At 41.5% G+C, this 25,982-nt stretch carries 21 protein-coding genes and 1 pseudogene; 14 read left to right on the top strand and 8 right to left on the bottom strand.

Annotated features, from left to right (window positions below; all coding sequences use genetic code 11):
* Positions 1-150: 150 nt before the first annotated feature.
* On the top strand, positions 151-2,232 hold the full coding sequence (gene fusA, locus EL087_RS08180) for an elongation factor G (RefSeq protein ID WP_126407922.1): 2,082 nt from the start codon (positions 151-153) through the stop codon (positions 2,230-2,232).
* 520 nt (positions 2,233-2,752) lie between these two features.
* Complete coding sequence (gap, locus tag EL087_RS08175; protein WP_003026445.1) at positions 2,753-3,760, top strand: type I glyceraldehyde-3-phosphate dehydrogenase; 1,008 nt, start codon at positions 2,753-2,755, stop codon at positions 3,758-3,760.
* A 224-nt stretch (positions 3,761-3,984) separates the two neighbouring features.
* Here the strand turns inward: gap and rnjA are convergent, their stop codons facing one another.
* Both rnjA and EL087_RS08165 read right to left on the bottom strand, forming a co-directional pair.
* Positions 3,985-5,667, bottom strand: a complete 1,683-nt coding sequence (gene rnjA / locus EL087_RS08170) for a ribonuclease J1 (protein WP_106083610.1) — start codon at positions 5,665-5,667, stop codon at positions 3,985-3,987.
* Between the two features lie 3 nt (positions 5,668-5,670).
* The gene (locus tag EL087_RS08165; protein WP_037582642.1) at positions 5,671-5,901 is read right to left on the bottom strand and encodes a DNA-dependent RNA polymerase subunit epsilon; all 231 of its coding nucleotides are present in this window, start codon (positions 5,899-5,901) and stop codon (positions 5,671-5,673) included.
* 277 nt (positions 5,902-6,178) lie between these two features.
* On the opposite strand from EL087_RS08165, the gene tsaB reads away from it, so the two are divergent.
* From tsaB to EL087_RS08140, 5 genes are read left to right on the top strand one after another with little or no spacing between them, the layout of a single operon-like run.
* Positions 6,179-6,862 (top strand): tRNA (adenosine(37)-N6)-threonylcarbamoyltransferase complex dimerization subunit type 1 TsaB, encoded by a 684-nt coding sequence (gene tsaB / locus EL087_RS08160; protein WP_049533038.1) that lies wholly within the window; start codon positions 6,179-6,181, stop codon positions 6,860-6,862.
* Complete coding sequence (rimI, locus tag EL087_RS08155) at positions 6,859-7,299, top strand: ribosomal protein S18-alanine N-acetyltransferase (RefSeq protein WP_126407920.1); 441 nt, start codon at positions 6,859-6,861, stop codon at positions 7,297-7,299. The genes tsaB and rimI overlap by 4 nt, the downstream gene beginning before the upstream one ends.
* The gene (gene tsaD / locus EL087_RS08150) at positions 7,292-8,305 is read left to right on the top strand and encodes a tRNA (adenosine(37)-N6)-threonylcarbamoyltransferase complex transferase subunit TsaD (RefSeq protein ID WP_126407918.1); all 1,014 of its coding nucleotides are present in this window, start codon (positions 7,292-7,294) and stop codon (positions 8,303-8,305) included. The genes rimI and tsaD overlap by 8 nt, the downstream gene beginning before the upstream one ends.
* A 2-nt stretch (positions 8,306-8,307) precedes the next feature.
* Entirely contained in the window at positions 8,308-9,003 is a 696-nt protein-coding gene (locus tag EL087_RS08145) for an AzlC family ABC transporter permease (protein WP_126407916.1), read from the top strand.
* Positions 8,993-9,316, top strand: coding sequence for an AzlD domain-containing protein (locus EL087_RS08140; protein ID WP_049533034.1), 324 nt, complete (start codon positions 8,993-8,995; stop codon positions 9,314-9,316). The genes EL087_RS08145 and EL087_RS08140 overlap by 11 nt, the downstream gene beginning before the upstream one ends.
* A gap of 440 nt (positions 9,317-9,756) precedes the next feature.
* Here EL087_RS08140 and galU read toward each other — a convergent pair whose 3' ends face one another.
* Positions 9,757-10,656, bottom strand: coding sequence for a UTP--glucose-1-phosphate uridylyltransferase GalU (gene galU / locus EL087_RS08135; RefSeq protein WP_126407914.1), 900 nt, complete (start codon positions 10,654-10,656; stop codon positions 9,757-9,759).
* A 28-nt stretch (positions 10,657-10,684) separates the two neighbouring features.
* Positions 10,685-11,701, bottom strand: coding sequence for an NAD(P)H-dependent glycerol-3-phosphate dehydrogenase (locus EL087_RS08130; RefSeq protein WP_126407912.1), 1,017 nt, complete (start codon positions 11,699-11,701; stop codon positions 10,685-10,687).
* A gap of 251 nt (positions 11,702-11,952) precedes the next feature.
* Between EL087_RS08130 and EL087_RS08120 the strand changes: the two genes are divergently transcribed.
* Complete coding sequence (locus EL087_RS08120; RefSeq protein WP_126407910.1) at positions 11,953-12,642, top strand: gamma-glutamyl-gamma-aminobutyrate hydrolase family protein; 690 nt, start codon at positions 11,953-11,955, stop codon at positions 12,640-12,642.
* A 322-nt stretch (positions 12,643-12,964) separates the two neighbouring features.
* Here the strand turns inward: EL087_RS08120 and EL087_RS08115 are convergent.
* Positions 12,965-14,066, bottom strand: a pseudogene (locus EL087_RS08115) (IS110 family transposase).
* A 313-nt stretch (positions 14,067-14,379) separates the two neighbouring features.
* Between EL087_RS08115 and EL087_RS08105 the strand changes: the two are divergent.
* Positions 14,380-15,636: an ISL3 family transposase gene (locus EL087_RS08105; protein ID WP_126407908.1), complete on the top strand. Its 1,257-nt coding sequence runs from the start codon at positions 14,380-14,382 to the stop codon at positions 15,634-15,636.
* Positions 15,637-15,680: 44 nt separating this feature from the next.
* Here EL087_RS08105 and EL087_RS08100 read toward each other — a convergent pair whose 3' ends face one another.
* The 3 genes from EL087_RS08100 to rnhC all read right to left on the bottom strand — a co-directional run bounded on the left by EL087_RS08100 (position 15,681) and on the right by rnhC (position 19,925).
* Entirely contained in the window at positions 15,681-18,035 is a 2,355-nt protein-coding gene (locus tag EL087_RS08100) for an ATP-dependent RecD-like DNA helicase (protein ID WP_126408179.1), read from the bottom strand.
* Between the two features lie 381 nt (positions 18,036-18,416).
* Positions 18,417-19,031 carry a signal peptidase I gene (gene lepB / locus EL087_RS08090; protein ID WP_126407904.1) on the bottom strand — a complete coding sequence of 205 codons (615 nt, stop codon included), beginning with the start codon at positions 19,029-19,031 and terminating at the stop codon, positions 18,417-18,419.
* A gap of 3 nt (positions 19,032-19,034) precedes the next feature.
* Positions 19,035-19,925 (bottom strand): ribonuclease HIII, encoded by an 891-nt coding sequence (gene rnhC, locus EL087_RS08085; RefSeq protein WP_126407902.1) that lies wholly within the window; start codon positions 19,923-19,925, stop codon positions 19,035-19,037.
* Positions 19,926-20,010: 85 nt separating this feature from the next.
* Here rnhC and EL087_RS08080 point away from each other — a divergent pair, with 85 nt between their 5' ends.
* The 5 genes from EL087_RS08080 to trxA all read left to right on the top strand — a co-directional run bounded on the left by EL087_RS08080 (position 20,011) and on the right by trxA (position 25,260).
* The gene (locus EL087_RS08080; RefSeq protein ID WP_004224416.1) at positions 20,011-20,316 is read left to right on the top strand and encodes a hypothetical protein; all 306 of its coding nucleotides are present in this window, start codon (positions 20,011-20,013) and stop codon (positions 20,314-20,316) included.
* Positions 20,313-20,861, top strand: coding sequence for a CvpA family protein (locus EL087_RS08075; protein ID WP_126407900.1), 549 nt, complete (start codon positions 20,313-20,315; stop codon positions 20,859-20,861). Before EL087_RS08080 ends, EL087_RS08075 begins: the two co-directional genes overlap by 4 nt.
* 60 nt (positions 20,862-20,921) lie before the next feature.
* On the top strand, positions 20,922-23,252 hold the full coding sequence (locus EL087_RS08070) for an endonuclease MutS2 (protein ID WP_126407899.1): 2,331 nt from the start codon (positions 20,922-20,924) through the stop codon (positions 23,250-23,252).
* Positions 23,253-23,319: 67 nt separating this feature from the next.
* Entirely contained in the window at positions 23,320-24,738 is a 1,419-nt protein-coding gene (locus tag EL087_RS08065; protein WP_126407897.1) for a C69 family dipeptidase, read from the top strand.
* A 207-nt stretch (positions 24,739-24,945) separates the two neighbouring features.
* The gene (trxA, locus tag EL087_RS08060; protein WP_106384693.1) at positions 24,946-25,260 is read left to right on the top strand and encodes a thioredoxin; all 315 of its coding nucleotides are present in this window, start codon (positions 24,946-24,948) and stop codon (positions 25,258-25,260) included.
* Positions 25,261-25,982: the final 722 nt, after the last annotated feature.

The following is a 25,982-nucleotide window of genomic DNA, read 5'->3' as shown; positions in this document are numbered from 1 at the left end:
TCTTTTTAGAGAATTGCAAAAGCTCTTTCCAAGGCTTAGTACTCTTACTAATTAGCATGAGTAATCAACAAGCGGGTAGGATTTGCCTACTCGCTTTTCTTAAAATATGTTATAATAAACTGTAAATAAAATAATAGGAGAAACAACCAAATGGCTCGCGAATTTTCACTTGAAAAAACTCGTAACATCGGTATCATGGCTCACGTCGATGCTGGTAAAACAACAACGACTGAACGTATTCTTTACTATACCGGTAAAATCCATAAAATTGGTGAAACACACGAAGGTGCTTCACAAATGGACTGGATGGAACAAGAACAAGAACGTGGTATTACCATTACATCTGCTGCAACAACAGCACAATGGAAAGATTACCGTGTCAACATTATTGACACACCAGGACACGTGGACTTCACAATTGAAGTACAACGTTCCCTTCGTGTATTGGACGGTGCAGTAACTGTCCTTGACTCACAATCAGGTGTTGAACCTCAAACAGAAACAGTTTGGCGTCAAGCAACTGAATATGGTGTTCCGCGTATCGTATTTGCTAACAAAATGGATAAAATCGGTGCAGACTTCCTTTACTCAGTAAGCACTCTTCACGATCGCCTTCAAGCAAATGCTCATCCAATTCAATTACCAATCGGTGCAGAAGATGATTTCCGTGGTATCATTGACTTGGTTCGCATGAAAGCTGAAATCTATACAAATGACCTTGGAACAGATATTCTTGAAGAAGATATTCCAGCTGATTATCTTGAACAAGCCCAAGAATGGCGTGAAAAATTGGTAGAAGCAGTTGCTGAAACTGATGAAGACTTGATGATGAAATACCTTGAAGGAAAAGAAATTACTGAAGCAGAACTAAAAGCTGCCATCCGTAAAGCAACTATCAATGTTGAGTTCTTCCCAGTCCTTGCTGGTTCTGCTTTCAAGAACAAAGGTGTTCAAATGATGCTTGATGCAGTTATTGACTACCTTCCAAGCCCACTTGACATTCCAGCTATCAAGGGTGTAAATCCAGATACTGAAGAAGAAGAAACTCGTCCTGCATCTGATGACGAACCGTTTGCAGCACTTGCTTTCAAGATTATGACAGACCCATTTGTTGGTCGTTTGACTTTCTTCCGTGTGTACTCAGGTGTCTTGAACTCAGGTTCATACGTTTTGAATACCTCTAAAGGAAAACGTGAACGTATTGGACGTATCCTGCAAATGCACGCAAACCACCGGAATGAAATCGAAACTGTTTACGCAGGTGATATCGCTGCAGCTGTTGGTTTGAAAGATACTACAACTGGTGACTCATTGACAGATGAAAAGGCAAAAATTATCCTTGAATCGATTGAAGTTCCAGAACCAGTTATCCAATTGATGGTTGAACCTAAGTCAAAAGCTGACCAAGACAAGATGGGTATTGCCCTTCAAAAATTGGCTGAAGAAGACCCAACTTTCCGCGTTGAAACTAACGTTGAAACTGGTGAAACAGTTATCTCTGGTATGGGTGAACTTCACTTGGATGTCCTTGTAGACCGTATGCGTCGTGAATTCAAAGTGGAAGCAAACGTAGGTGCTCCTCAAGTATCTTATCGTGAAACCTTCCGTGCCCAAACATCAGCACGTGGATTCTTCAAACGTCAATCTGGTGGTAAAGGTCAATTCGGTGATGTTTGGATTGAATTTACTCCAAACGAAGAAGGAAAAGGCTTTGAATTTGAAAATGCTATCGTTGGTGGTGTCGTTCCACGTGAATTCATCCCAGCTGTAGAAAAAGGTTTGATTGAGTCAATGGCAAATGGTGTTCTTGCTGGTTACCCAATCGTTGACGTGAAAGCAAAACTGTATGATGGTTCATACCATGATGTCGACTCATCAGAAACAGCCTTCAAAGTTGCTGCCTCTCTTGCTCTTAAAGAAGCTGCTAAGACTGCGCAACCAACCATTCTTGAACCAATGATGCTTGTTACAATCACTGTTCCAGAAGAAAACCTCGGTGACGTTATGGGACACGTAACAGCTCGTCGTGGACGTGTTGATGGTATGGAAGCTCATGGTAACAGCCAAATCGTGCGTGCTTATGTACCACTTGCTGAAATGTTCGGTTATGCAACGGTTCTTCGTTCAGCATCACAAGGACGCGGTACTTTCATGATGGTCTTTGACCACTACGAAGATGTACCGAAGTCAGTACAAGAAGAAATTATTAAGAAAAACAAAGGTGAGGCTTAATCAAGTCAAGCCCATACGTCCGCACCGCAATTGCGGGCGTTTTTTATAAACAAAGGAAGCTGGGACAATGTACTCAGCTTCCTTTGTTTATATAGTCAGAATTATAAAACGCAGTAGTTTGGAGAAGCTCTATTGACTTTAGTCAATGTAGAGTTTCCCATGCACAGTTGATTAGGCGCTTTAGCGCCAATCAATCACTGCTGAGTGGACTCTAATACGTTGATAAATCAACTTGTACAGCCCTACTCAACCGTACAGAGGTGGGACGATGAAATCAAGTTTCTACGAAACTACTGATTTCTGTCCCACTCTCTTTTTGCATATCTCCCACTTAGCTTCCGGAAATGAAAGAGAAATGAAAATCTTTGAAAGAAATGATATTCCTTGTTAATAATGCTGAAATCAGTTGCAATTTTAAGGGATAAAGTATATAATAGATATGTTGAAAGGTGATTTGTAGCAACTCAAGTTACTCTTTTCACATAAAAATTTTTTGATTTTCATAAGGAGGAAATCACGAATGGTAGTTAAAGTTGGTATTAACGGTTTCGGTCGTATCGGTCGTCTTGCATTCCGTCGTATCCAAAACGTAGAAGGTGTTGAAGTTACTCGTATCAACGACCTTACAGATCCAGTTATGCTTGCACATTTGTTGAAATATGACACAACTCAAGGTCGTTTCGACGGTACTGTGGAAGTTAAAGAAGGTGGATTCGAAGTTAACGGTAAATTCGTTAAAGTTTCTGCTGAACGTGACCCAGAACAAATCGACTGGGCTACTGACGGTGTAGAAATCGTTTTGGAAGCAACTGGTTTCTTTGCTAAGAAAGATGCAGCTGAAAAACACCTTAAAGGTGGAGCTAAGAAAGTTGTTATCACTGCTCCTGGCGGAAACGATGTTAAAACAATCGTATTTAACACTAACCACGATGTTCTTGATGGTACTGAAACAGTTATCTCAGGTGCTTCATGTACTACAAACTGCTTGGCTCCAATGGCTAAAGCACTTCAAGACAACTTCGGTATCGTTGAAGGTTTGATGACAACAATCCACGCTTACACTGGTGACCAAATGATCCTTGACGGTCCACATCGTAAAGGTGACCTTCGCCGTGCTCGTGCTGGTGCTGCAAACATCGTTCCTAACTCAACTGGTGCTGCTAAAGCTATCGGTCTTGTTATCCCAGAATTGAACGGTAAACTTGATGGTTCAGCTCAACGTGTTCCAACTCCAACTGGATCAGTTACTGAATTGGTTGCTGTTCTTGAAAAGAATGTTACTGTTGATGAAGTAAATGCAGCTATGAAAGCAGCAGCTAACGAATCATACGGTTACACAGAAGATCCAATCGTATCTTCAGATATCGTAGGTATGTCATTTGGTTCATTGTTTGATGCAACTCAAACTAAAGTTCTTGATGTTGACGGAAAACAATTGGTGAAAGTTGTATCTTGGTACGATAACGAAATGTCATACACTGCACAACTTGTACGTACTCTTGAATACTTTGCAAAAATTGCTAAATAATTCATCAGTATAGAAAAGGGAGGTTCGCCTCTCTTTTTTGTTGCCATTCGCTCCTCAGTTCAGACTTGTGGAAGTTGGGAGTTGAATATATATTAAAAATCAAATTAGAATGTTGATAAAACTCCAGAGTTTCCACTCGTTTGGTCGTTATGACCAAGCTACAATAAAAACAACTTGACTTTACCTAAATCAAGTTGTTTTTTTACTATGTAAGGATTGTATTGTTAGATTTCTTCATCTGGTGTTAAAATCATTGGGATGATAATGGGCTCACGCTCTGTGTTTTCATATAAAAATGGTCTGAGAGCATTTACGATAGCACCATTGACTGACTGAATGCTAGCATCTTTATTTTTTAATGCAATACGAATCGCATTGAAAAGAATACGCTGGCTGTGACGAATGAGGTCGCCTGATTCACGCATATAGATAAAACCGCGACTAAGAATATCAGGACCAGCCAAAATCATTTTTGATTTAAAGTCAACGGTAGCTACTGCAAGGACAACGCCATCTTCGGAAAGGTCACGTCTGTCGCGGAGGACTGCAGCACCGATTTCTCCGATACGATTACCGTCAACATAAATATCTTGGGCATTGAAACTTCCTGCGATGCGAGCCGAATTGGCAGTTAAAGCAAGGACGTCTCCATTACTCATGATAAAGATATTCTTTTTAGGGATGCCTGTATCCATTGCAAGTCCAGCATGAACTTTTTGCATGCGGTATTCACCATGGACTGGCATGAAATACTTCGGTTTTATCAAACGGAGCATCAATTTTTGCTCTTGTTGTCCACCGTGTCCAGATGTATGGATGTTATTGATTTTTCCATGGATAACATCAACGCCAGCTTCTGAAATGGTGTTGATGAGCTTATTGACACTAGTAGTATTTCCAGGGATAGGACTAGAAGAGAAAATCACTGTATCACCTGGTTGGAGTTGGACTTGACGATGGGTTCCATTCGCAATGCGTGAAAGAGCTGCCATCGGTTCTCCCTGACTTCCTGTACACATGATTAGAATTTCATTTGCGGGATAATCTTTGATTTCATTTGGTTCAATGAACGTTCCTTTTGGGGTTTTGATATACCCTAGTTCAATTCCGTTGACAATGGCTTTTTCCATTGAACGTCCAAAAACAGCAATTTTTCGGCCAGTTTTAACCGCAGCATCCGCAGCTTGTTGGAGACGGAAGATATTTGAGGCAAAGGAGGCAAAAATAATCCGCCCGTGAATGCCTTCAATGATTTTCATGATAGACTGCCCAACGACTTTTTCGGAATTTGTGAAAGTTGGAATTTCTGCATTGGTGGAGTCAGAAAGAAGTGCTAAAACACCATCTTCACCAAGTGCTGCCATTCGATGTAAATCTGCTGGCTCGCCAACAGGTGTAAAGTCAAACTTGAAGTCACCCGTACAAACAATTTTCCCTTGAGGTGTGTGGATGACAATTCCCAAAGGCTCTGGGATGGAGTGAGTTGTGCGGAAGAAGGTTGCTTTTAAATTTTTAAATTGAAGTTCGGTATTTTGATTGATTTCGTAGAGTTTAGCGTCACGTAAAAGTCCGTGCTCTTCCAATTTACCACGAATCAGTGCAAGGGCAAGTGGTCCAGCATAAATAGGAACATTTGCTTGCTTGAGAAGGAAGGGAATCCCTCCGATGTGGTCTTCATGACCGTGAGTAATTAACACTCCTTTGATACGGTCAATATTTTCTACGATATAAGAATAGTCAGGAATGACATAATCAATCCCTAAGAGGTCATCTTCAGGAAATTTAATCCCTGCATCAACGATGATAATCTCATCTTGGTATTCAATCCCGTAGGTATTTTTCCCGATTTCTCCTAAACCACCAATGGCAAATACACCGACTTCTTCGGGTTTTAAAGTATATGACATGGTTTAGAGCTCCGTAATTGTAAAGTTGCCTGATTCTTTTTCGTATTCTAAATGTTTGTCAGACAAAAGTGTAATCAATTCAACATTGTAAGGTGTTTTTTCTTCGACGAGTTTCCGGGCTTTGATGCGTCCTTCTAATTCGTTTTTGGCGTCAATATCCAAGTAGAGAGAATGCGTGTTTTCCCGACGTGGATTGCGTTCTTTTGTTTCTTGATAAAAAACTTTGTAAATCATTTCAATTCCTTTCTCATTCATGATCAATCTACCAGAAAATAGCCACCTTATTTTCAAGGGCGGTCTTCATCTATTTGATTTTCCGAGTAATAGATTGATTTTGATACGTTACAATTACAATCATTATATCATAAAAAGGATATTTAGTAAAAGAAAGAAGTGAGAAAATCTAGGAAAGCGATTTTCAAAAGGTCTTGTTTTTTTGGAAATCATATTAAGGAAATCCGTATTTTTTGTAGTATAATAGAAAGTAGATTATCACAAAGGAAAGATAAGAATGAAAGTTTTAGCTTTTGACACATCCAGCAAAGCCTTAGCAATTGCGATTTTAGAAGATGATAAGTTGCTTGCTGAGATGACAGTAAATATTAAAAAAAATCATAGCGTTACATTGATGCCGGCTATTGATTTTTTAATGGAAAGTTTGGATTTGAAACCAAGTGACTTAGGTCGCATTGTAGTTGCAGAAGGTCCTGGTAGTTATACAGGTTTGCGAATTGCTGTGGCAACGGCCAAAACGTTAGCACATACGCTTAAAATAGATTTGGTGGGAGTTTCTAGCTTGCGGATTCTGGTGCCAGAGGACATTGACGGCTTGGTCATTCCTCTCATGGATGCTAGACGAAACAATGTCTATGCTGGTTTTTATGAAAATGGCAGAGCAACTCAGCCGGAAGCTCATTTATCTTTTGAAGAAGTTTTAGAAAAAGCCAAGTCTGCTTCTCAGGTAACTTTTGTAGGAGAAGTGGAAAATTTTGTGGAGCAGATTCAATCCGCTTTGCCAGCAGCTCTTATCAAAGCAACCCTGCCAAGCACTGTGCTCCTTGCTAAAATCGGTCTGCAACTATCAGCTCGTTCTGTTCATGATTTCGTGCCGAATTACCTCAAGCGAGTGGAAGCAGAAGAGAATTGGCTCAAAAACCATCAAGAAACGAACGATTCTTACATCAAGCGCTTATGATTGAGATTAAAAAAGATGAAAAAAAGCGGGTTGCTAATTTAGCGGAGCAAATTTACCAAGTATTGAAAGATGTGTATGCTGTCAGTCCTTGGAATATAGAGCAGATTGAGAAAGATTTACAAAATCCTTTGTCGGTTTATGTTTTGGCTTTAGAAGCCCAAAATTTAATCGGGTTTCTGGCTTTTCAAGAGTCGGACTGTGAAGCAGAAGTTTTACAAATTGCGGTTAAGAAAGCCTATCAAGGAAAGAAAATTGCGACCGCTTTGTTTGAACATCTGCCAATTGACAAAGAGATTTTCCTCGAAGTGCGAGAATCTAACAAAGCAGCTCTGCTGTTTTACCAAAAAGAGAAATTTATAGAAATCGCTCGGCGCAAGAATTACTATCATGAGCCAGTGGAAAATGCGATTGTAATGAAAAGGGAAAACTATGAATGATAGATATATTTTAGCTTTTGAGACGTCCTGCGATGAGACTAGCGTGGCAGTTTTAAAGAATGACGCTGAACTCTTATCCAATGTTATTGCGAGCCAGATTGAGAGCCATAAACGTTTTGGTGGCGTGGTACCGGAAGTGGCTAGCCGTCACCATGTGGAAGTTATCACGGCTTGCATTGAGGAAGCTCTTGCGAAGGCCGGTATTACAGAAAAAGAGGTGACCGCAGTAGCAGTAACTTATGGACCAGGGCTCGTAGGCGCCCTCTTAGTCGGACTGGCAGCTGCTAAGTCTTTTGCGTGGGCACATCATTTACCGCTTATTCCTGTCAATCATATGGCAGGTCATCTTATGGCGGCTCAAAGTGTTGAGAACTTAGAATACCCTCTTTTAGCGTTATTAGTCAGCGGGGGGCATACTGAGTTGGTTTATGTCAGCGAAGCCGGTGATTATCAGATTGTCGGGGAAACACGCGATGATGCAGTTGGAGAAGCTTATGATAAAGTTGGTCGCGTGATGGGCTTGACTTATCCAGCAGGGCGTGAGATAGATGAATTGGCCCATAAAGGACAAGATATTTATGATTTTCCGAGGGCGATGATCAAAGAGGATAATTTGGAATTTTCCTTTTCTGGGTTAAAATCTGCCTTTATCAACCTCTGTCACAATGCGGAGCAAAGGGGTGAAAGTTTGGCAAAAGAAAATTTGGCTGCTAGTTTTCAAGCTGCTGTTTTAGATATTTTCATGGCAAAAACAAAAAAAGCTTTGGAGAAATATCCTGTTAAGACCTTAGTCGTTGCGGGCGGTGTTGCTGCTAATCAAGGTTTACGTGAACGTTTAGCAGCTGAAATGACAGATATCAAGGTAATCATACCGCCTTTGCGTCTCTGTGGGGACAATGCAGGAATGATTGCTTATGCGAGTGTTAGTGAGTGGAACAAAGGGAATCTTGCAACATTGAGCTTGAATGCTAAGCCAAGTCTGGCATTTGACACAATGGAAGAATAAATATGATAGGAAAAAGTTTTAAGGATGGGGCTAAGGCAGCGATGCCAACGGCTCTTGGGTATGTTAGTATTGGACTAGCTTGTGGAATTATTGGTGCTTCTTATGTCAGTCCTCTTGAAATGACACTGATGAGCAGTTTAGTCTATGCAGGAAGTGCTCAGTTTGCTATGCTAGCACTTCTTGCGATTCACGCCCCGGTAACAGCTATTGCTCTGACAGTTTTTTTAATCAATTTGCGTCTATTTTTGCTAGGTCTTCATACATCTACTTTTTTTCGGCATGCAAGTCTCTTGCAAAATATTGGTATCGGAATACTCTTGACAGATGAAACATACGGCGTTTTACTAAGTGAGCACGTCCATACAAAATATATTTCGCTTCAATGGATGTACGGCAATAACATTACGAGCTATCTCGCTTGGTTCGTCGGATCTGTAGTCGGAACGACATTAGGAAGCCTTTTGCCAAATCCAGAAATGTTTGGCTTGGATTTTGCGCTGGTGGGTATGTTTATTGGGATTTTTTCTTCCCAATTTTTAGTGATGTTACACAAAACAAAATTTCAAAAACTATTAGTGATGTTGTCTGTGGTAGCGTTATCGTTCTATGCTTTAAGCATGCTTGTTTCTTCGTCTTTAGCTGTTTTAATGTCGACCTTATTAGGCTGTGCTGCGGGGGTAATGCTAGATGATAAATAATTATATATTTGTCGCCATTCTTCTCTCAGCCTTGGTGACATGGTTATCACGGATTACTCCGTTTATATTGGTAAAATATCGCGGGTTACCTAAGATTGTCGAACGTTTCTTGCAATATTTACCGGTCTCTATTATTTTTGCGTTGATTTTATCCAGCATTACCAAGGGAGGAGTAGGACAGTTGCCAACCTTTAAATGGCTAGATTTAATAGCTGTTTTTCCAACAATTTATATTGCTTTTCGCTATCGTAACTTAGTGGTAACTGTGATTTTTGGTGTGGTATTGGTGGCTGGTTTGCGATTCATCTTTTAAATTTATAGAAATAACTCTGTCTTAGGAAATCACTAAGGCGGAGTTTTAGTTAAAAATGACCGTTTAAGACCTAAAACAGACCATTCAGGATTTTAATGAGTTTTTTATTTAGATTGGGTACAATGAGAGTTTGTTGTAAAGTAGATTTGCGGTTACTATTTTCATTTCCAAAGGGGCTTTTTCTGAGTCTGCCAAAAGCAGTATTGAGACTTACTTCGCAAACTCTATCTATAACCTCAAGTTAGTGCTTTGAGCAATTATCTACTTCATTAAGAATTTTGGGTATCAAAAAGTAAGGCAGGGATGATATTTTCCCTGCCTTTTACAAGTTATTGTTTTCCCAACAAATGTAGTGATTGGAAAAGCACTTTTGATTTTAATCAATTAGAGTTCCTTGGAACAATTGATTAGGAATAGGTGCCACCCATCACAGCTATCTGTTAGTTTTCTTTTTTGTCTAATTTCTTGCCTAACTCAATAATGTATTGTTTCATATCGTCTTTGACTTGAGGATGTTTGAGGGCATAGTCAATAGATGTTTTCATAAAGCCAAATTTGTCGCCGACATCATAACGGTCACCTGTAAACTCACGAGCGAATACTCTTTGTGTTTTGTTGAGAGTATCAATAGCATCTGTCAGCTGGATTTCATTCCCAGCACCTGGCGCTTGTGTTTCCAAGATGGAGAAGATTTCAGGCGTCAGTAGGTAGCGTCCGATAATGGCGAGATCACTTGGTGCGTCTTCTGGTTTTGGCTTTTCAACGAAAGTTTCAACGCTGTAGAGTCCATTTACTCCTTCACCTTGTGGATCAATAACGCCATAAGAAGAAACTTCGTCGTGTGGTACTTTCATGACAGCAATAGTTGAAGCGTGTGTTTCCTCGTAATCGTTCATCAATTGTTTGGTAAGTGGTACTGCTTTGTTATTTGTAATGTCCATTAGGTCATCGCCTAGCATGACAACGAAAGGTTCGTTACCAACGAAAGCCTTGGCTTGCAAAACAGCATCGCCAAGCCCTCGTGGATGGCTTTGACGAATGAAATGAAGACCGATACCAGTCGTTTCATCTACGAGTTTTAAAAGATCAGATTTACCTTTTTCTTTGAGGTTGTACTCCAATTCAAAATTTGAATCAAAGTGGTCTTCAATAGAGCGTTTGGATTTACCTGTTACAACCAGAATGTCTTTGATACCGGATTTTAACGCTTCTTCAACGATAAATTGAATAGTTGGTTTGTCAACAATAGGTAGCATTTCTTTTGCGAGTGCTTTTGTGGCTGGTAGGAAACGAGTTCCAAGTCCAGCAGCAGGAATGACTGCTTTTCTTACTTTTGTCATAGAACGACTCCTTATTTAATGTGGCTGATCACGACCATTCGTTCTCAGCTTTGAATTCATTATTCATTATATCATAAATAGCATCTTTTATGTTAAGGTTTTCATAAATGACATGATAAATGGCTTGGGTGATGGGCATGTAGACGTCTAACTCTTGTGCGAGTTCATAGGCAGCTCTGGTAGTGGAAATGCCTTCGATAACCATGCCCATGTTGGCTTCGATATCTTCTAACTTTTCACCGCGCCCAAGAGCATCACCAGCGCGCCAATTGCGTGAGTGAACGGAGGTTCCTGTGACAATTAAATCTCCCACTCCGGATAAACCGCTATATGTTAAAGGACTGGCACCGAGTTTGACACCGAGACGGGTGATTTCTGCTAAGCCACGCGTGATAATAGCGGCTTTGGCATTGTCACCATAGCCAAGACCGTGAAGAGCCCCTGCTCCGACCGCAATGATGTTTTTGAGTGCACCCGCTGTTTCCACACCGATGACATCTGTATTGGTGTAGAGACGGAAGTAGTGATTGCTGAAAAGATTTTGGACGTATTTAGCTGTTTCTAAGTCTTTTGAAGCTGCTGTGATGAGAGTAATGTCGCGAACGATAGTTTCCTCAGCATGGCTGGGACCAGAAACAACGACGATTTCGCTACGGAATTGTTCAGGCAATTCTTCCTCTAAAATCATGGAAAGTCGTTTGTGAGTGTCGGGCTCCAGACCTTTTGAAGCATGCATCACTTTAACTGGATGATCCAGCACCTCGGCTACTTGTTTGGCTACAAGACGTGTAACCTTGGTTGGAACGACGAAAAGGATAGCATCCACGCCATCAAGGGTTTCTTTTAAGTCGTAATACGCTGTGATCTTTTCATCAAGAACAATATCTTTAAAATACCGTTTGTTAGTGTGATGCTCGTTGATTTCAGTAATTTGTTCGGCAATATTGCCCCAAATACGAACCTCATGTCCGTTGTCATTTAATACTTGTGCCAAGGCAGTACCCCATGAACCAGGGCCTAAAACAGCAACTGTTTGTTTTTCCATGTTCTTCTCCTTATAGAGTTTTCTAATTTCATTTTACCATAGAAAGCGATAAATTTCTTGTTTAGTAGTAGCTTGTTTTTATAAGTTATTATTTTATAAGAATAAAGTCTGATTAAAGTGCATAAAAAGAGTGTAATGAGGCAGGAGTTGTGGCTAGTATAAAAACTATTTATCACGACCTTTAAAAAAATCAATTGGACGGCAGGTAGAGGAAGTGGTAAGATTGTGTATATCAATGAGGAGGGAATCGTATGAGCAGACCGATTGTTGGAGTGACCGCTAATCTTTGTCCTGTTGATAAGGAAGGTAAAAATATTCACTCGTCCGTTTCTAGTAAATTTGCTGAGAGTATCAAAATCGCTGGTGGATTGCCTATGATTATCCCTGTTGGTGATAAAAGCTTGGTGAAGGATTATGTTGAGAGTATTGATAAGCTGATTTTGTCTGGGGGACAACATGTGCATCCCACTTTTTATGGAGAAAAGCAGGCGATTGAGAGTGATGATTACAATATGGTGCGAGATGAGTTTGAGCTGGCTCTGTTAGCAGAAACTCTTCGACAGGAAAAACCAATTATGGCGATTTGCCGGGGCTTGCAGCTAGTCAATGTTGCTTTTGGTGGAACGCTGAATCAGCACATTGACAACCATTGGCAGGGTTTACCTTTTGGAACTTCTCACTCCATTCAAACTGAGAAAGGCAGTGTTGTTGAAGAGCTGTTTGGCCGTGCTAGCCAGATCAACTCTGTCCACCGACAAAGTATTAAGGATTTGGCGCCGAATTTTCGCGCAACGGCTTTTGATCCTAGAGATAAAACCATTGAAGCGATTGAGTCGCTAGATAATAGTCGGATCATTGGGCTTCAATGGCACCCAGAGTTTTTAGTCAATGAAGAAAAAGGGAATCTAGAACTTTTTCAGTATCTTTTGCAGAAATTGTAAATTTGAAATACGGCTTAAGCTTCATTTAAGAAAATCGTTTTATAATAATATTATCAAATGAAGACCTCCTAACTTTATTTGATAGAAATCCTAAACTTTTTCATAATAATCTCCCTATAAGGGCCACCAAAGAGGTGGTCTTTTTTCTACCATTTGTCAAGCAATTCAATGTTTTTCAGTCAAAGAATTGATGATTGATTTGATTTTAATAGTTTATCCTATCCCTTTTCGGCTCTTTTGATTGGAAAAAGAGTACACAAAATCAACACCTTATCTAGCTATTTTTTTCATAAGGTGTTACAATGATAGAGCATAGACGGCTTTAATGATTTTGGGTTAAAGTGTAATCGTAAAGTTTGTTATGCGTAATGAGGTAATACATTGTCCTTATGAGGCGATGCATTGAGGCAATCGTATGAGGCTTAGTTGAAGTCGTCTGCGATTGTCTTTTTCGTTTCTCATAAAAGTCCGCAATGTGGCAAGGATTGGTATGACTGGCCGAAGCAATGTTGTGAATGGTCTTGAAGAGAATCTTTCTGGCATAAGGATTGCCCCGCTTGATGATATGTTCTTGGGCTAAATAGTTCCCTGATTCATAGTGTCTCAGATCAATCTCGATAAAGTCGTTGATTTGATTGGGAGACTGAAAACGACGGATATCTCCTAATTCGCCTATGATAGAGGTGGCGGTTGTTTCAGCGATACCAGGGATGGAGAGAAGAATCTCGTATTCTGGTAGAGGTTTTCTTGGTAGCACAATAAGACTGTTTGGCTAGTTCAATGAGTTTCCTCACCAGATAAGCGACACGCTTGTCAGAGATGCGTTTGGCTGTAGACTGCCGAATGATGGTAGTCAGTTCCATCTCAGATCCCTTCGGGACGAAAGCTTTGCATGGGAATGCCCTCACCAGCTGCCAGTATTGTTCACCTGTTGGTGTTGACAAGATGGACTCCAGTTCGGGGAAGGTCACTTGCAGTACTTTGTGAAGGCGGTTCTTAGTACGAACGGTATCCTCTGTCAGATTCTGATAGAAACGACTCAAATCCCGCAAGTCTTGATAAACCTCCTCTTGCACATAGCTTGGCTTACGGTTTAAGACGAATTGTGACTGTGCCAACTTCTCTGCATCGATTTTATCCGTTTTACGGACACGCAAGCTGTCTAGCTACTTCTTAGCTTCCAAAGGATTGAGCCGTGTATAAGCGTAGTTATTCTCCTCCAGAAATGCCTGAAGGCGCCGAGAATAGACCCCAGTCGCCTCAAAGATGATTTCAGGGTGTTGGACGGTTTTTAAATCGCTCAAGAGACGTGCAAATCCGATGGTATCGTTGGGCATGGTGTAGCCATGAACTTTCTCACCATTCACTAAAATAGCCACCTCTGAACTTGCCTTACTCACATCAATTCCAAACACAGTCCGCATGATAAATCCCTCTTTGTCTTGAATGATACCTTGTTTTAGTGATGTCATTTTCAATACACGACGTCAAGCGTCCCACATACTTTGATAACATTCTTCCTAAAACAGGTGTCTTGCCAGTTTTGTGTACGACATCAAGCGTCAAAAAGACCCTCGACTTAACAAGACACCCTCTACTTTAACATAAAGAAAAAGCAGTGAGTACTCTCTCCCGTCGGAGATTTCTTCACTACTAATCTTAGTATGTTTTATGTAGAAAAAAGTCCCATATGACCTATAATGAAAAGCGACGAAACTACTCATTAGAAAGACTCATATGGAACAACTCGATTTTATCACAAAACTTCTTGGAATTAAAGACCAAAATATCAAAATAGACAATCTTTTTGATGCCGATACTCACAAAGAAATTCTGGCCCATCTTGACTATGATGCCCCTCCATGCCCTGCCTGCAAGGGACAGATGGCCAAATACGACTTCCAGAAACCTTCTAAAATCCCTTATCTGGAAACAGCGGGATACAAAACTCTTATCCGACTCAAAAAGCGGCGCTTTCGCTGTAAGAACTGTGGAAAAATGGCTGTCGCCGAAACCTCCCTCGTCCAGAAAAATCATCAGATTGCCTCTGCAGTCAAACAGAAAATCGCTCAATTATTAGTTGAGAAGCAAGCCATGACTGATATTGCCCACAGGCTCTCGATCTCGACTTCAACCGTCATTCGCAAGCTCAAGGAATTCAAATTTGAAATGAACTGGCAGAAACTGCCAGAAATCATGAGCTGGGATGAGTATAGCTTCAAGAAAGGGAAGATGAGCTTTCTTGCTCAGGATTTTAATACCAATGAGGTCCTAGCCATCCTGGACGGCAGAACCCAAGCGGTCATTCGAAACCATTTTCTACGCTATCCTAGACAGGTTCGTATGAGGGTTAAAGTGATGACCATGGACATGTTCAGTCCTTACTATCAGCTGGCCAAGCAACTTTTCCCGCATGCCCAAATTGTTCTCGATCGTTTCCACATTATCCAGCACCTCAGCCGAGCTATGAACCGTGTCCGCATCCAAATCATGAACCCATTCGACCGAAAATCTCAGGAATACCGAGCCCTCAAACGCTATTGGAAACTCCTCCAGCAGGACAGCCGCAAGCTTAGCCATAAGCGTTTTTACAGACCAGCTTTTCGGGCGCATTTAACCAATCAAGAGATTCTCCATCAGCTGCTCAGCTATTCGGACCAACTTCGACAACACTATGAGCTTTACCAGCTCCTGCTCTTTCACTTTCAGGAAAAGCAAGCTGATTATTTCTTTGACCTAATTGAGGAGAATCTTTCAGCTGTTCACCCAATTTTTCAAACCGTCTTTCGGACTTTCCTGAAGGACAGAGACAAGATTACCAACGCCTTGGAACTACCCTACTCCAACGCCAAGCTGGAAGCAACTAACAATCTCATCAAGGTCATTAAGCGAAACGCTTTTGGATTCAGGAACTTTGACAACTTTAAGAAACGCATTCTCATCGCTTTGAACATCAAAAGAGAGAGAACGAATCTCGTCCTCTCGCGATGTTAGCTGACATCAACCCACTACAGTTGACAAAGAGCTACTTTTTTCTATCATTCTCCAAAAACATTTTGAATATCCTCATCCGTTATTCCAATCATAGGGTTGATTTTCAAGAAATTTTCCTCAGTCAAGACATAGTTTTCCACAGTTGTTTCCAAATTATTCACAGAAGTGTGTATAACTTTTTCATCAGTTAGGAGGTCTGAAAAGCGTTGGATTAGATAGGTATTGCGAGCTGTGCCAGTGTTTTTGACAGCAAAGTCAAAGGCAGACTTTTCCCCAAGAAGAATCAATTTGCTCTTGGCACGGGTGATAGCAGTATAGATAAGATTGCGTTGCAGCATACGGTGGCTGCTGGATGTAATCGGTAAAATGACTACAGGAAATTCACTACCCTGAGATTTGTGGATACTCATAGCGTATGCCAGACGAATTTTATACCATTCGCTGCGTGGGTAAATGACTTCATTGCTATCAAAGTTGATAGTCAACTCGTCCTGTTTAGAGTCCGTATATTTTGCTGGCAGCAAATCAGTGATATAACCCAAATCGCCGTTAAAGACATTGCTTTCCGCATCATTGACCAGATGAATCACCTTGTCGCCTTGTCGATATTGACAATCAGTTGCTTCAAAAATGATTTGTTCTGTTTCGACAGGATTGATTAGATTTTGCATGAGTTGATTGATGTGGTCAATCCCAGCCTGTCCGCGGTACATAGGCGCAAGCACCTGCACATCTTGAGCTGGAATGCCACTGCGGAGAGCTGCCTCCACGATGCGCTCGATCATCTGTGGAATATGCTCGTTGCGCGCTTCAAAATAAGAGCGGTCGGCTTTTTTCTCAGTGAAATCAGTTGGGAGGATGCCTTTTTTAATCTGACTGGCTAAGGTGACGATAGTGGAGTCTTTGCTTTGTCGATAAATTTTTTCTAATTTGGTCTGCGGAAGAAGAGGGATTTTCAGCAAATCTGCCAGCACTTGTCCGGGGCTGACAGAAGGCAGCTGGTCGGCATCTCCGACGATTAGGAGTTTGGTGTTTGATGAAATGTTGCTGAGGAGTTGATTGGCTAACCAAGTATCTACCATTGAAAATTCGTCCACAATAATAAAGTCTGCGTCCAAATAATCGTCTAAATGGCTGGTGTCGTCATCTCCTGTCATGCCTAAATGCCGATGAATTGTAGCGCTTGGAAGCCCTGTTAATTCATTCATGCGTCTGGCAGCACGCCCAGTAGGAGCTGCTAGCAGGATAGGCAAATCCTGAGATTTGCGCAAATCCAACCCATGCAGCAGAGCATAAACAGCAATGATTCCATTGATGACGGTCGTTTTTCCTGTTCCGGGGCCACCCGTTAGGATAAAAATTTTGTGATTGATAGCGTCACAAATTGCTTGTTTTTGAGTCACATCATAGGAAATGGCAAACTCATTTTCGATTTGAGCAATAGCAGCTTCGATCTTTTTCGGTTCAAACTTGTTTTGCTTCCCTTTTTCTAAAATGTGCAAGAGATTGCTACGAATCCCTTCTTCGGCAAAAAAGAGACTGTTTTCAAAAATCTTTGTATCAATATTTTGAACTTTATCTTCTTCAATCAAATGTGCCAGCTCATCCGCAACAGAACTTGGGTCTAACTCAATCTGACGGGAACTTTCGAGGAGTTCAATCGTATGTTCCAGAAGTTCTTTTGCTTCAAGATAGGTGTCGCCTTTTTCCATAGATTGAGTGAGGAGCGTGTGAAGCAACCCAGCACAAAAACGCTCTGGAGCGGTACCTTCAATTCCTAAGCTTTGTGCCAGTTGGTCGGCAATTTTAAAACCAATTCCTTGAATGTCTTCTACCAATTGGTAAGGATAGTGTTCCACGATTTCTAAGGTTTCTTCCTTGTAGAAATCTTGCACTTGAAAAGCTAGTTTGTTGGGGATACCGTATTCAGATAGCTTGGCAAGGATTCTCTCGGTACCGTAATTTTGTCTTAGTTTCGTGAGAAAGGCTTCGCGATTTTTGGCAGAAAGACCTGCAATATCCTTTAATTTTTCTGGCTCTGCTAAAACTTTGTCAATCGTGTTATCGCCATAGAGATCCACGATTTTTTGCGCTGTTTTTACACCAATCCCTTTAAAATGATCGCTTGAAAAATATTTGACTAAGCCTTTGCTGGTTGGCTTTGCCCGCTCATAGCGTGTTATTTTGAGCTGTTCCCCATATTTAGGGTGTTGCACGAGGTTTCCCCAAAAAGTATAGTCTTCGCCCTCCATAATATCCGCCATGGTGCCCGTGACAATAATCTCAAAATCATCAAAATCTGCATCGGTGTCGTCAATATCTAACAGCAGAATCCGAAAGAAACTGCTGGGATTTTCAAAAATAATGCGTTCAATAGTGCCTGAAAAGTAAAATTCCATCATCTTCCTGTATCAATGTTAAAAGAATGGGAGTGGAACAGAACTAAAAATCGAAAATTTTTAGTTCGTAGTCCCACCCCCGCAAGGGTGCTTAAACAGTTATCAAGCTGTTTAAGGTTGTAGATGAAGAAAACGAAGTTTTCGTCAAAGGTGCTCTTCCAAGCTTGAAAAGCGAACAACTTTGATACTTGCTTCGCAAGTTTTATCTGCCACCTCAAAGCAGTGCTTTGAGCAATCACGGTGGCTTGCTTCGCAAGTCTGATTTCCAACCGTCAACAATTCACTAGATTGTTGAAGCTGCGTTATTCGTTTATTCCTAAATCTGATAGGCTGGAACACTTTTTACCCAGCTCCAACGAATCAAAATAGACTTGTTTGAGATTAGAAAGTGCCGATTCTATTCAAAGGCCAGAAACGGAATTTTGCTTCGCCCTGCAATTGATTGGCTTTAAATGTTCCCACCTGACGGCTGTCTTTTGAGACAAGACGGTCATCTCCTAAAAGCAGGTATTCGTCTTTTGGAACTTCAATGGTAAAGCTAGTGTTCCCATTTGCATCCTGCGTAAAGGCTTGAGCTTTATCTGCTAAAGACTGAAAGAAACTGTTATAGGAATAGGTTGCCTGCAATTTATCATCTTTAAACTTCGCGAGGTAATTTTTAAGATAAGGTTCGTTGGTCTTTTTGCCATTTACATATAGTTGGTCGTTTTCGTAGCGGATAGTGTCTCCAGGAAGACCAATCACCCGCTTGACAATTTGCTTAGTTTTTCCATCTTCATCTTTTTCACTTGCAACGACAATATCAAAGCGATTGACAGGCAGGTGTTTGACAACGAATAGATATTCTCCATTAGCTAAGGTTGGATCCATTGAATGCCCGTCAACCTTGACAGGAACCCAAAGAAAGGCGCGTGATAAGAAAAGAACGGCCATAAAGAGGATAAAAAATCCCCATTCTTTCATAAATTTTGAAAAAGTAGTTGATTTTGTTTGCATAACTTACCTTTCTAGAAGTTTCTTCGCTTTTTCAGTATTTTGAAAATGCAGTTTTGCACTCGCTTCTAAGCCTTTTATGCCGTAGGCTTGAAGAAGCTGACTTGCGATTTTATCGGACTTTGCTCCTGCTCCACTGGGCAATTCATAGCCGAGCTCTTGACTTAAATTTTCAAGATTTTCTAAAAAGAGGTCACGGGCAATCATGGAGCTGACTGCTACGGCTAAGTATTTCCCTTCCGCTTTTTCCTCTAGTGTAATAGGATTTGAAAAGCGATTGCTTTCCTGCTGGAGATATTTCTGATAATTTTTGTCACTTGTGAAGGCATCAATAACAATTTTTTCTGGCTGCACTCCCGTTTGCAAGAGCAGATAAATGGCTTGATTGTGAAGGGCAACCTTGACAGAGACTGCATTATAGCCAGCAGCGATGACTTGGTTGTATTTTTTCGGAGACAATAGCAGAGCTTGGTGTTGAATTTTTTCTTTCAACAGAGGAACGATTTGCCTGATTTTTTGGTCTGTCAAAGTTTTAGAATCTCCAACTCTCAGCTTTCGTAAAAAATCATGCTGTTCTGGTGTCACAAAAGACGCCACAACAGCGAGCCCGCCAAAATAAGAGCCATTTCCCACCTCATCTGTCCCAATAAGAGGACAATTCTGCCAATGAGATGTCGTTTTTTCTTTGGACGCTTGATAGCCAAAAAATTGTGCTGCCTGTCCGGCTGTTTCCCCTTGAAAGAGGACTTTTCCTGAAGTATAGATGGAGACAGTTGCCTTATCAAGCTTAAAAAGATAGCGAATGTAGGGATTTTTGCTAGCGACAAGCTGTGTCTGATATTGTGTGACAAAATCTTGAATTTGTCTCTCGCTTGGTTGCAAGGTAATACTTTCCATATTGTTATTGTACCATAAAAGTTATAAATTTCTTTAAAAACTGACAAAATCGCTTCCTTTTGGTATAATATTTTGAGGTGATTTTATGGCAAACTTAAATCGATACAAATTTACTTTCGGAAAGAAGAGTGTAACCTTAACAACAGAACACGATAATTTATTCATGGAAGAAGTTGAAAAGGTTGCGACAGAAAAATATCACGCAATTAAAGAGAAGATGCCTGCGGCAGATGATGAAACATTAGCTATTTTGCTGGCGGTTAATAGTTTAGCGACGCAATTGTCACGTGAGATTGAGTTCGATGACAAGGAGCAAGAGCTGGAAGAACTTCGTAAAAAAGTGCTAGAAGCCAACAAGCAAAAGGTAAGTGAGCAAGAGGGCGCCCTATGATTTCATTAGTAATTTTGCTGATTTTAGCTTGGAGTTTTTACATTGGCTATTCGCGCGGAATTATTTTGCAAGCTTATTATACTGTTTCGGCGGTTGTTTCAGCTATTATTGCGGGGCAATTGTACCAATCTCTAGGTGAAAAAATTAATCTTTTAGTACCCTATGCGAGTGCACAGGAAGGGACATTTACCTATTTCTTTCCCAGCAGTCAATTGTTCCAGTTGGACAAGGTTTTTTATGCCGGTCTGGCTTATCTAGCAGTTTATACGATTGTTTATAGCATAGCCCGTTTTATTGGGATTTTTATTCACTTGGTGCCAAACAAGAAAGCCAATGAGCGTTGGTACAATGTTGCTAGCGGTGTTTTGGCTGTTTGCGTCACTTTGTTTGGGATTCAAATATTGCTGACCGTTTTAGCAACGATTCCCTTACCACTTGTTCAAAATCATCTCAATGCCAGTGGTTTAGCTCGTTTTATCATCAGTCACACACCAATTACTTCAGGAATGTTAAAACAACTCTGGGTGACCAAAATCATCGGATAAATACAAAGACTCAGTTGGTGGTGCTAGCTGAGTTTCTTTTTCATCAGGAAAGATAAGAATATGAATAGAAAAATTTTAGAAACATTAGAATTTGGGAAAATCAAGGCACTCTTTGAACCCTATCTGCTGACAGAACAAGGGTGCTTGGAATTGCAGCAGCTGTTCCCATCCAATAAACAGGAAAGGCTGGAGACAGCATTCTTAGAAATGACGGACATGCAGCAGATTTTTGTACAGCGTCCGCATTTTAGTCTAGCTGCGACCCAAGACATTACGGGCTTGACCAAGCGCTTGGAGCTGGAAGGCGACTTAAACATTGAAGAATTTCTCGCTCTGAAGCGGGTTTTGGCTGTCACGCAAGAATTGACTGATTTTTATGAGGATTTGGAAAATATTGAGTTGCAAAGATTGAATCGGCTTTTTGAAAATTTGGTTTCTTTTCCGAGCTTGCAAGGAGCGTTGCAGGCTATCAATGAGGGCGGATTTGTTGAAAGTTTTGCTAGTGATAATTTGGCTCGCATTCGCCGAAAAATTCAAGAAAATGAAGTTCAAGTGAGAGATATTTTGCAAGATATTCTCAAAACCAAGGGCGATATGCTAGCAGATCAAGTAGTAGCTAGTCGAAACGGTCGCAATGTTTTGCCGGTCAAAAATACATTCCGCAATCGTATCTCAGGCGTGGTGCACGATATTTCTGCCAGTGGAAACACGGTGTATATTGAGCCGCGGGCGGTGGTCAATCTCAATGAAGAAATCACCAATGCGCGGGCAGACGAGCGCTATGAGATTTTGCGGATTTTACAAGAGTTGTCTGACCGCATACGTCCTCATATTGCTGAAATTGCTAATAATGCTTGGATTATCGGACATTTGGATCTAGTTCGGGCAAAAGTGTGTTTTATGCAGGAAAGAGGCGCGGTGGTGCCAATGCTGTCTGATAGTAAGGATATTCGCCTGCTCCATGTTGCTCATCCTCTGATAGAAAATGCAGTAGCCAATGACTTGTACTTTGCGGCGGATTTGACTGAGATTGTCATTACGGGCCCGAATACAGGCGGAAAGACCATTATGCTCAAAACCCTAGGCTTGGCTCAGCTTATGGCACAGTCTGGCCTGCCTATTTTGGCAGATGAAGGGAGTCGAGTGGGGATTTTTGACCAAATCTTTGCGGACATTGGAGACGAGCAGTCTATTGAGCAGAGTTTGTCGACTTTCTCCAGCCATATGACGAACATTGTCTCTATTTTAGAGCAGGCTGATGAGAATGCCTTGGTGCTTTTGGATGAGCTTGGAGCTGGAACCGACCCGCAGGAGGGTGCAGCTCTTGCTATGGCAATTCTTGAAGACTTGCGACTGCGACAGGTCAAGACAATGGCAACGACCCACTATCCAGAGCTTAAGGTCTATGGGATTGAGACTGAGGGAGTGCAAAATGCCAGCATGGAGTTTGATACAGAAAGCCTAAGGCCAACTTATCGTTTTATGCAGGGAGTGCCGGGTCGCTCCAATGCTTTTGAGATTGCAAGGCGTTTAGGTCTGTCTGATAGAGTGGTCAAGGATGCTCAAGAATTGACTGACACGGACAGCGATGTCAATCGCGTTATTGAGCGCTTGGAAGAACAGACATTGGAAAGTCGCAAGCGGTTGGATAATATCCGAGAAGTGGAGCAAGAAAATCTCAAATTTAACCGTGCTCTTAAAAAGCTCTACAATGAGTTCAATCGGGAAAAAGAAACTGAGCTAAATAAGGCAAGGCTGGAAGCGCAGGAAATCATTGATGTGGCGCTGACCGAGAGTGATACGATTCTCAAAAATCTACATGCTAAGTCCAGTCTCAAACCGCACGAAATTATCGAAGCCAAAAGCCAGCTGAAAAAATTGGCTCCTGAAACGGTGGATTTGTCACAGAATAAAGTGTTGAAACAAGCCAAAAAAGCACGGAAACCAAAAGTGGGAGACGATATTCTGGTGATTAGCTACGGTCAGAGAGGCACGCTTGTCAATCAGCTCAAAGACGGTCGCTGGGAAGCACAGGTGGGACTCATCAAGATGACCTTGGAGGAAGCAGAGTTTAACCTGCTCAAAGCTGAAAAAGAACAGCCTAAGCGCAAGCAGGTCAATGTGGTGAAACGAACAACCACAAGCGGACCAAGAGCCCGACTGGATTTGCGAGGAAAACGTTATGAAGAAGCCATGCAAGAGCTGGATACCTTTATCGACCAAGCCTTGCTCAACAATATGGCACAGGTGGATATTATTCACGGGATCGGGACGGGCATCATTCGCGAAGGCGTCACCAAATATCTCCGTCGCAATAAGCATGTCAAGAGTTTCGGCTATGCACCGCAAAATGCTGGGGGCAGCGGAGCAACGATTGTGGTGTTTAAGTAATGCAGAGTTGGTGAACAAAGCAAAACTGTTCAGGATAAAAAAGAAAGAATGAAGAGAGGAAACATTTATGAGACAAAAAGGAATACAAGATTCTTGTACAACGATTCTGGTTGGGAAAAAAGCAAGTTATGACGGTTCAACTATCATTGCACGTACAGAAGATTCACAAAATGGTGTGTTTACGCCCAAGAAATTTATTGTTGTTAGCCCAGAAGATCAGCCGCGGCATTACAAGTCTTTACTATCAAGCTTTGAGATAGATTTGCCGGACAATCCAGTTCGCTACACCAGTGTACCGGACGCTCTTGCAAAAGACGGGATTTGGGGTGAAGCTGGTATCAATGTTTACAATGTAGCCATGAGCGAGACAGAGACGATTACCACCAATAGCCGAGTGCTGGGAGCAGATCCTTTGGTGGCGACTGGTATCGGAGAAGAAGATATGCTGACCTTGGTGCTACCTTATATCAAAACGGCGCGTGAGGGCGTGTTGCGCTTAGGGAAGATTCTTGAAGAATACGGCACCTATGAGTCAAACGGGATTGCCTTTTCTGACGTGGATGAAATTTGGTGGTTGGAGACAATCGGCGGACATCATTGGATAGCTCGCCGTGTGCCAGATGACGCCTATGTGACCAATCCAAACCAGCTGGGAATGGATTATTTTGAGTTTGACAATCCAGAATATTTCCTCTGTGATTCTGATTTGAAAGACTTTATTCGTCGCAATCATTTGAATCTCAACTATGACGGGGAATCTTTCAATCCGCGCTATGCTTTTGGCAGCCAGCGTGACAAAGACCGTCATTACAATACACCGCGTGCTTGGGATATTCAGCGTTTTCTCAATCCAGAAATCGAGCAAGAGCCGCGCTCCTTTTTCCTTCCTTGGTGTCAAAAACCCTACCGCAAAATCACGATTGAAGATGTCAAGTATGTCCTTAGCAGCCATTACCAAGACTCTCCTTATGACCCTTATGGCTTAGAAGGCACACCTCACAGCCAGCGGACCTTCCGCACGATTGGGATTAACCGCACAAGTCAAACATCTATCTTGCAGTTGAGACCCAATAAACCGCAGGAAACGACGGGCATTCAATGGTTGTCCTATGGCTCTATGCCTTACAATACAGCCGTGCCTTTCTTTACTCAAATTTCTACGACGCCGACTTATTTTGCGAATACAGGTGAGAAAGTCTCTACGGATTCGTTTTATTGGACAAATCGCTTAATCGCTGCTTTGGCTGACGCGCATTTTTCTAGTCATCTGGGAGATTTGGATGATTACCAAGAAACGACCATGGCTTTGGGACATGAAATGTTAGGGCGCGTGGATTGTGCCTTAGAAAAGGGAGAAATAGTTGACTTCGAAGCAGAAAATCAAGCCCTAAGCGATAAAATTCAAGAAGCAACGGACCAACTTCTGAATAAAATCCTGCTAGACGCCAGCAATCTGATGACCAATCATTTTTCTTTGAGCGACTAACTCCGTAGCACATTCTGCCCCTACAAATGCTTCGCCTCAAGTAATTGCTAACGAATAGAAGTTCGTTTTTGGAAAATTATTGAATACTAATTTGCGGAGGAGTCCTCGCTCCGTAGCAAATATTTTGCAAATGCTCCCTTTTAGTGTAGAATGATGTCAAGAAATGAAATAGAGCGATGACATTGGTCATCGTCAGAGGAGAATAATATGGTAGCAGCAGTTACAGATGCAAATTTTGCAGAAGAAACAAAAGACGGACTTGTCCTCATTGACTTTTGGGCAGCATGGTGTGGTCCTTGCCGCATGCAGGCACCGATTTTGGAAAAATTAGCCGAAGAAGTGCATGAAGACGAATTGAAGATTTTTAAAATGGACGTGGACGCCAATCCAAATACACCTCGTGAATTTGGTATCATGTCAATCCCGACCCTCATCTTCAAAAAAGACGGGCAAGTGGTGAAGCAAGTTGTTGGTGTTCATACCAAAGAACAATTAAAAGCTATTGTAGCGGAATTGAGCTAAAAAAGAAAAGGCTTGAACGAAAGTTTCAAGCCTTTTCTCTTTTCAAGATTAGAAGAGTACTTTTGACGAAAATTCGTTTTCATCAGTCACTACCTTTTTGCTAATAGATCAATACACTAATCGGTGCTATAATGAAAATGAAGAAAGATTGTTTCAATCAGAAAGGACGATTAAATCCTGGGAACATTTGGAATAGTAGCTGTATTCGTCATTGTTGTACTTTTATTCATTTGTACCTACCTTCTTTTCAAAGTTATCTTCAAAAAATAAAGTTAGAAGTTAAGCATGAGAAAACTACAAACGAGACAATTTCATTTCGTCCGCGCGGCTGACAAGGCAAACTGATTGTCGTTCATTTCGTCCGCTCGGCGGACGAGATAAACTTCTTTTGATTCATGCCGTCCGCCGGGCGGACGGAGTGAACCAAAAGTAAAGGAGACTTTCCGCCGGGCGGACGAAGCAAACGAAAAGTAGTTGAGGTCATCCGCCGCGCTGACGGAAAAAGGAGAAGTCATTGAAACGGTCGCTTTAAGTGATAAGTAAAAAAGGAAAGAAGAAATTTATGAAGCAAGAAAAGCTCATTGGACTTAAACTTAGTAATCTTCCTTTCCGTGCTCAATAACAGCCGCAAGCACTATGCGGATATCCTTGCCCGTTGCAAGGGCAAGGAGTCTAAAGCAGAATTGGGTTAATTAAAAAATGAGGCTGGGACATTTCCAATC

The organism is Streptococcus milleri, assembly GCF_900636525.1.
GTDB classification, from domain to species: domain Bacteria; phylum Bacillota; class Bacilli; order Lactobacillales; family Streptococcaceae; genus Streptococcus; species Streptococcus hominis.
This window is presented reverse-complemented; position numbering and strand designations above follow the sequence as displayed.

What these genes read in the sequence shown, in the direction of transcription:
- fusA (WP_126407922.1), top strand. Translation starts at nt 151, where the DNA reads ATGGCTCGCGAATTTTCACTTGAAAAAACTCGTAACATCGGTATCATG.
- gap (WP_003026445.1), top strand. Translation starts at nt 2,753, where the DNA reads ATGGTAGTTAAAGTTGGTATTAACGGTTTCGGTCGTATCGGTCGTCTT.
- rnjA (WP_106083610.1), bottom strand. Translation starts at nt 5,667, where the DNA reads ATGTCATATACTTTAAAACCCGAAGAAGTCGGTGTATTTGCCATTGGT.
- EL087_RS08165 (WP_037582642.1), bottom strand. Translation starts at nt 5,901, where the DNA reads ATGATTTACAAAGTTTTTTATCAAGAAACAAAAGAACGCAATCCACGT.
- tsaB (WP_049533038.1), top strand. Translation starts at nt 6,179, where the DNA reads ATGAAAGTTTTAGCTTTTGACACATCCAGCAAAGCCTTAGCAATTGCG.
- rimI (WP_126407920.1), top strand. Translation starts at nt 6,859, where the DNA reads ATGATTGAGATTAAAAAAGATGAAAAAAAGCGGGTTGCTAATTTAGCG.
- tsaD (WP_126407918.1), top strand. Translation starts at nt 7,292, where the DNA reads ATGAATGATAGATATATTTTAGCTTTTGAGACGTCCTGCGATGAGACT.
- EL087_RS08145 (WP_126407916.1), top strand. Translation starts at nt 8,308, where the DNA reads ATGATAGGAAAAAGTTTTAAGGATGGGGCTAAGGCAGCGATGCCAACG.
- EL087_RS08140 (WP_049533034.1), top strand. Translation starts at nt 8,993, where the DNA reads ATGATAAATAATTATATATTTGTCGCCATTCTTCTCTCAGCCTTGGTG.
- galU (WP_126407914.1), bottom strand. Translation starts at nt 10,656, where the DNA reads ATGACAAAAGTAAGAAAAGCAGTCATTCCTGCTGCTGGACTTGGAACT.
- EL087_RS08130 (WP_126407912.1), bottom strand. Translation starts at nt 11,701, where the DNA reads ATGGAAAAACAAACAGTTGCTGTTTTAGGCCCTGGTTCATGGGGTACT.
- EL087_RS08120 (WP_126407910.1), top strand. Translation starts at nt 11,953, where the DNA reads ATGAGCAGACCGATTGTTGGAGTGACCGCTAATCTTTGTCCTGTTGAT.
- EL087_RS08105 (WP_126407908.1), top strand. Translation starts at nt 14,380, where the DNA reads ATGGAACAACTCGATTTTATCACAAAACTTCTTGGAATTAAAGACCAA.
- EL087_RS08100 (WP_126408179.1), bottom strand. Translation starts at nt 18,035, where the DNA reads ATGGAATTTTACTTTTCAGGCACTATTGAACGCATTATTTTTGAAAAT.
- lepB (WP_126407904.1), bottom strand. Translation starts at nt 19,031, where the DNA reads ATGCAAACAAAATCAACTACTTTTTCAAAATTTATGAAAGAATGGGGA.
- rnhC (WP_126407902.1), bottom strand. Translation starts at nt 19,925, where the DNA reads ATGGAAAGTATTACCTTGCAACCAAGCGAGAGACAAATTCAAGATTTT.
- EL087_RS08080 (WP_004224416.1), top strand. Translation starts at nt 20,011, where the DNA reads ATGGCAAACTTAAATCGATACAAATTTACTTTCGGAAAGAAGAGTGTA.
- EL087_RS08075 (WP_126407900.1), top strand. Translation starts at nt 20,313, where the DNA reads ATGATTTCATTAGTAATTTTGCTGATTTTAGCTTGGAGTTTTTACATT.
- EL087_RS08070 (WP_126407899.1), top strand. Translation starts at nt 20,922, where the DNA reads ATGAATAGAAAAATTTTAGAAACATTAGAATTTGGGAAAATCAAGGCA.
- EL087_RS08065 (WP_126407897.1), top strand. Translation starts at nt 23,320, where the DNA reads ATGAGACAAAAAGGAATACAAGATTCTTGTACAACGATTCTGGTTGGG.
- trxA (WP_106384693.1), top strand. Translation starts at nt 24,946, where the DNA reads ATGGTAGCAGCAGTTACAGATGCAAATTTTGCAGAAGAAACAAAAGAC.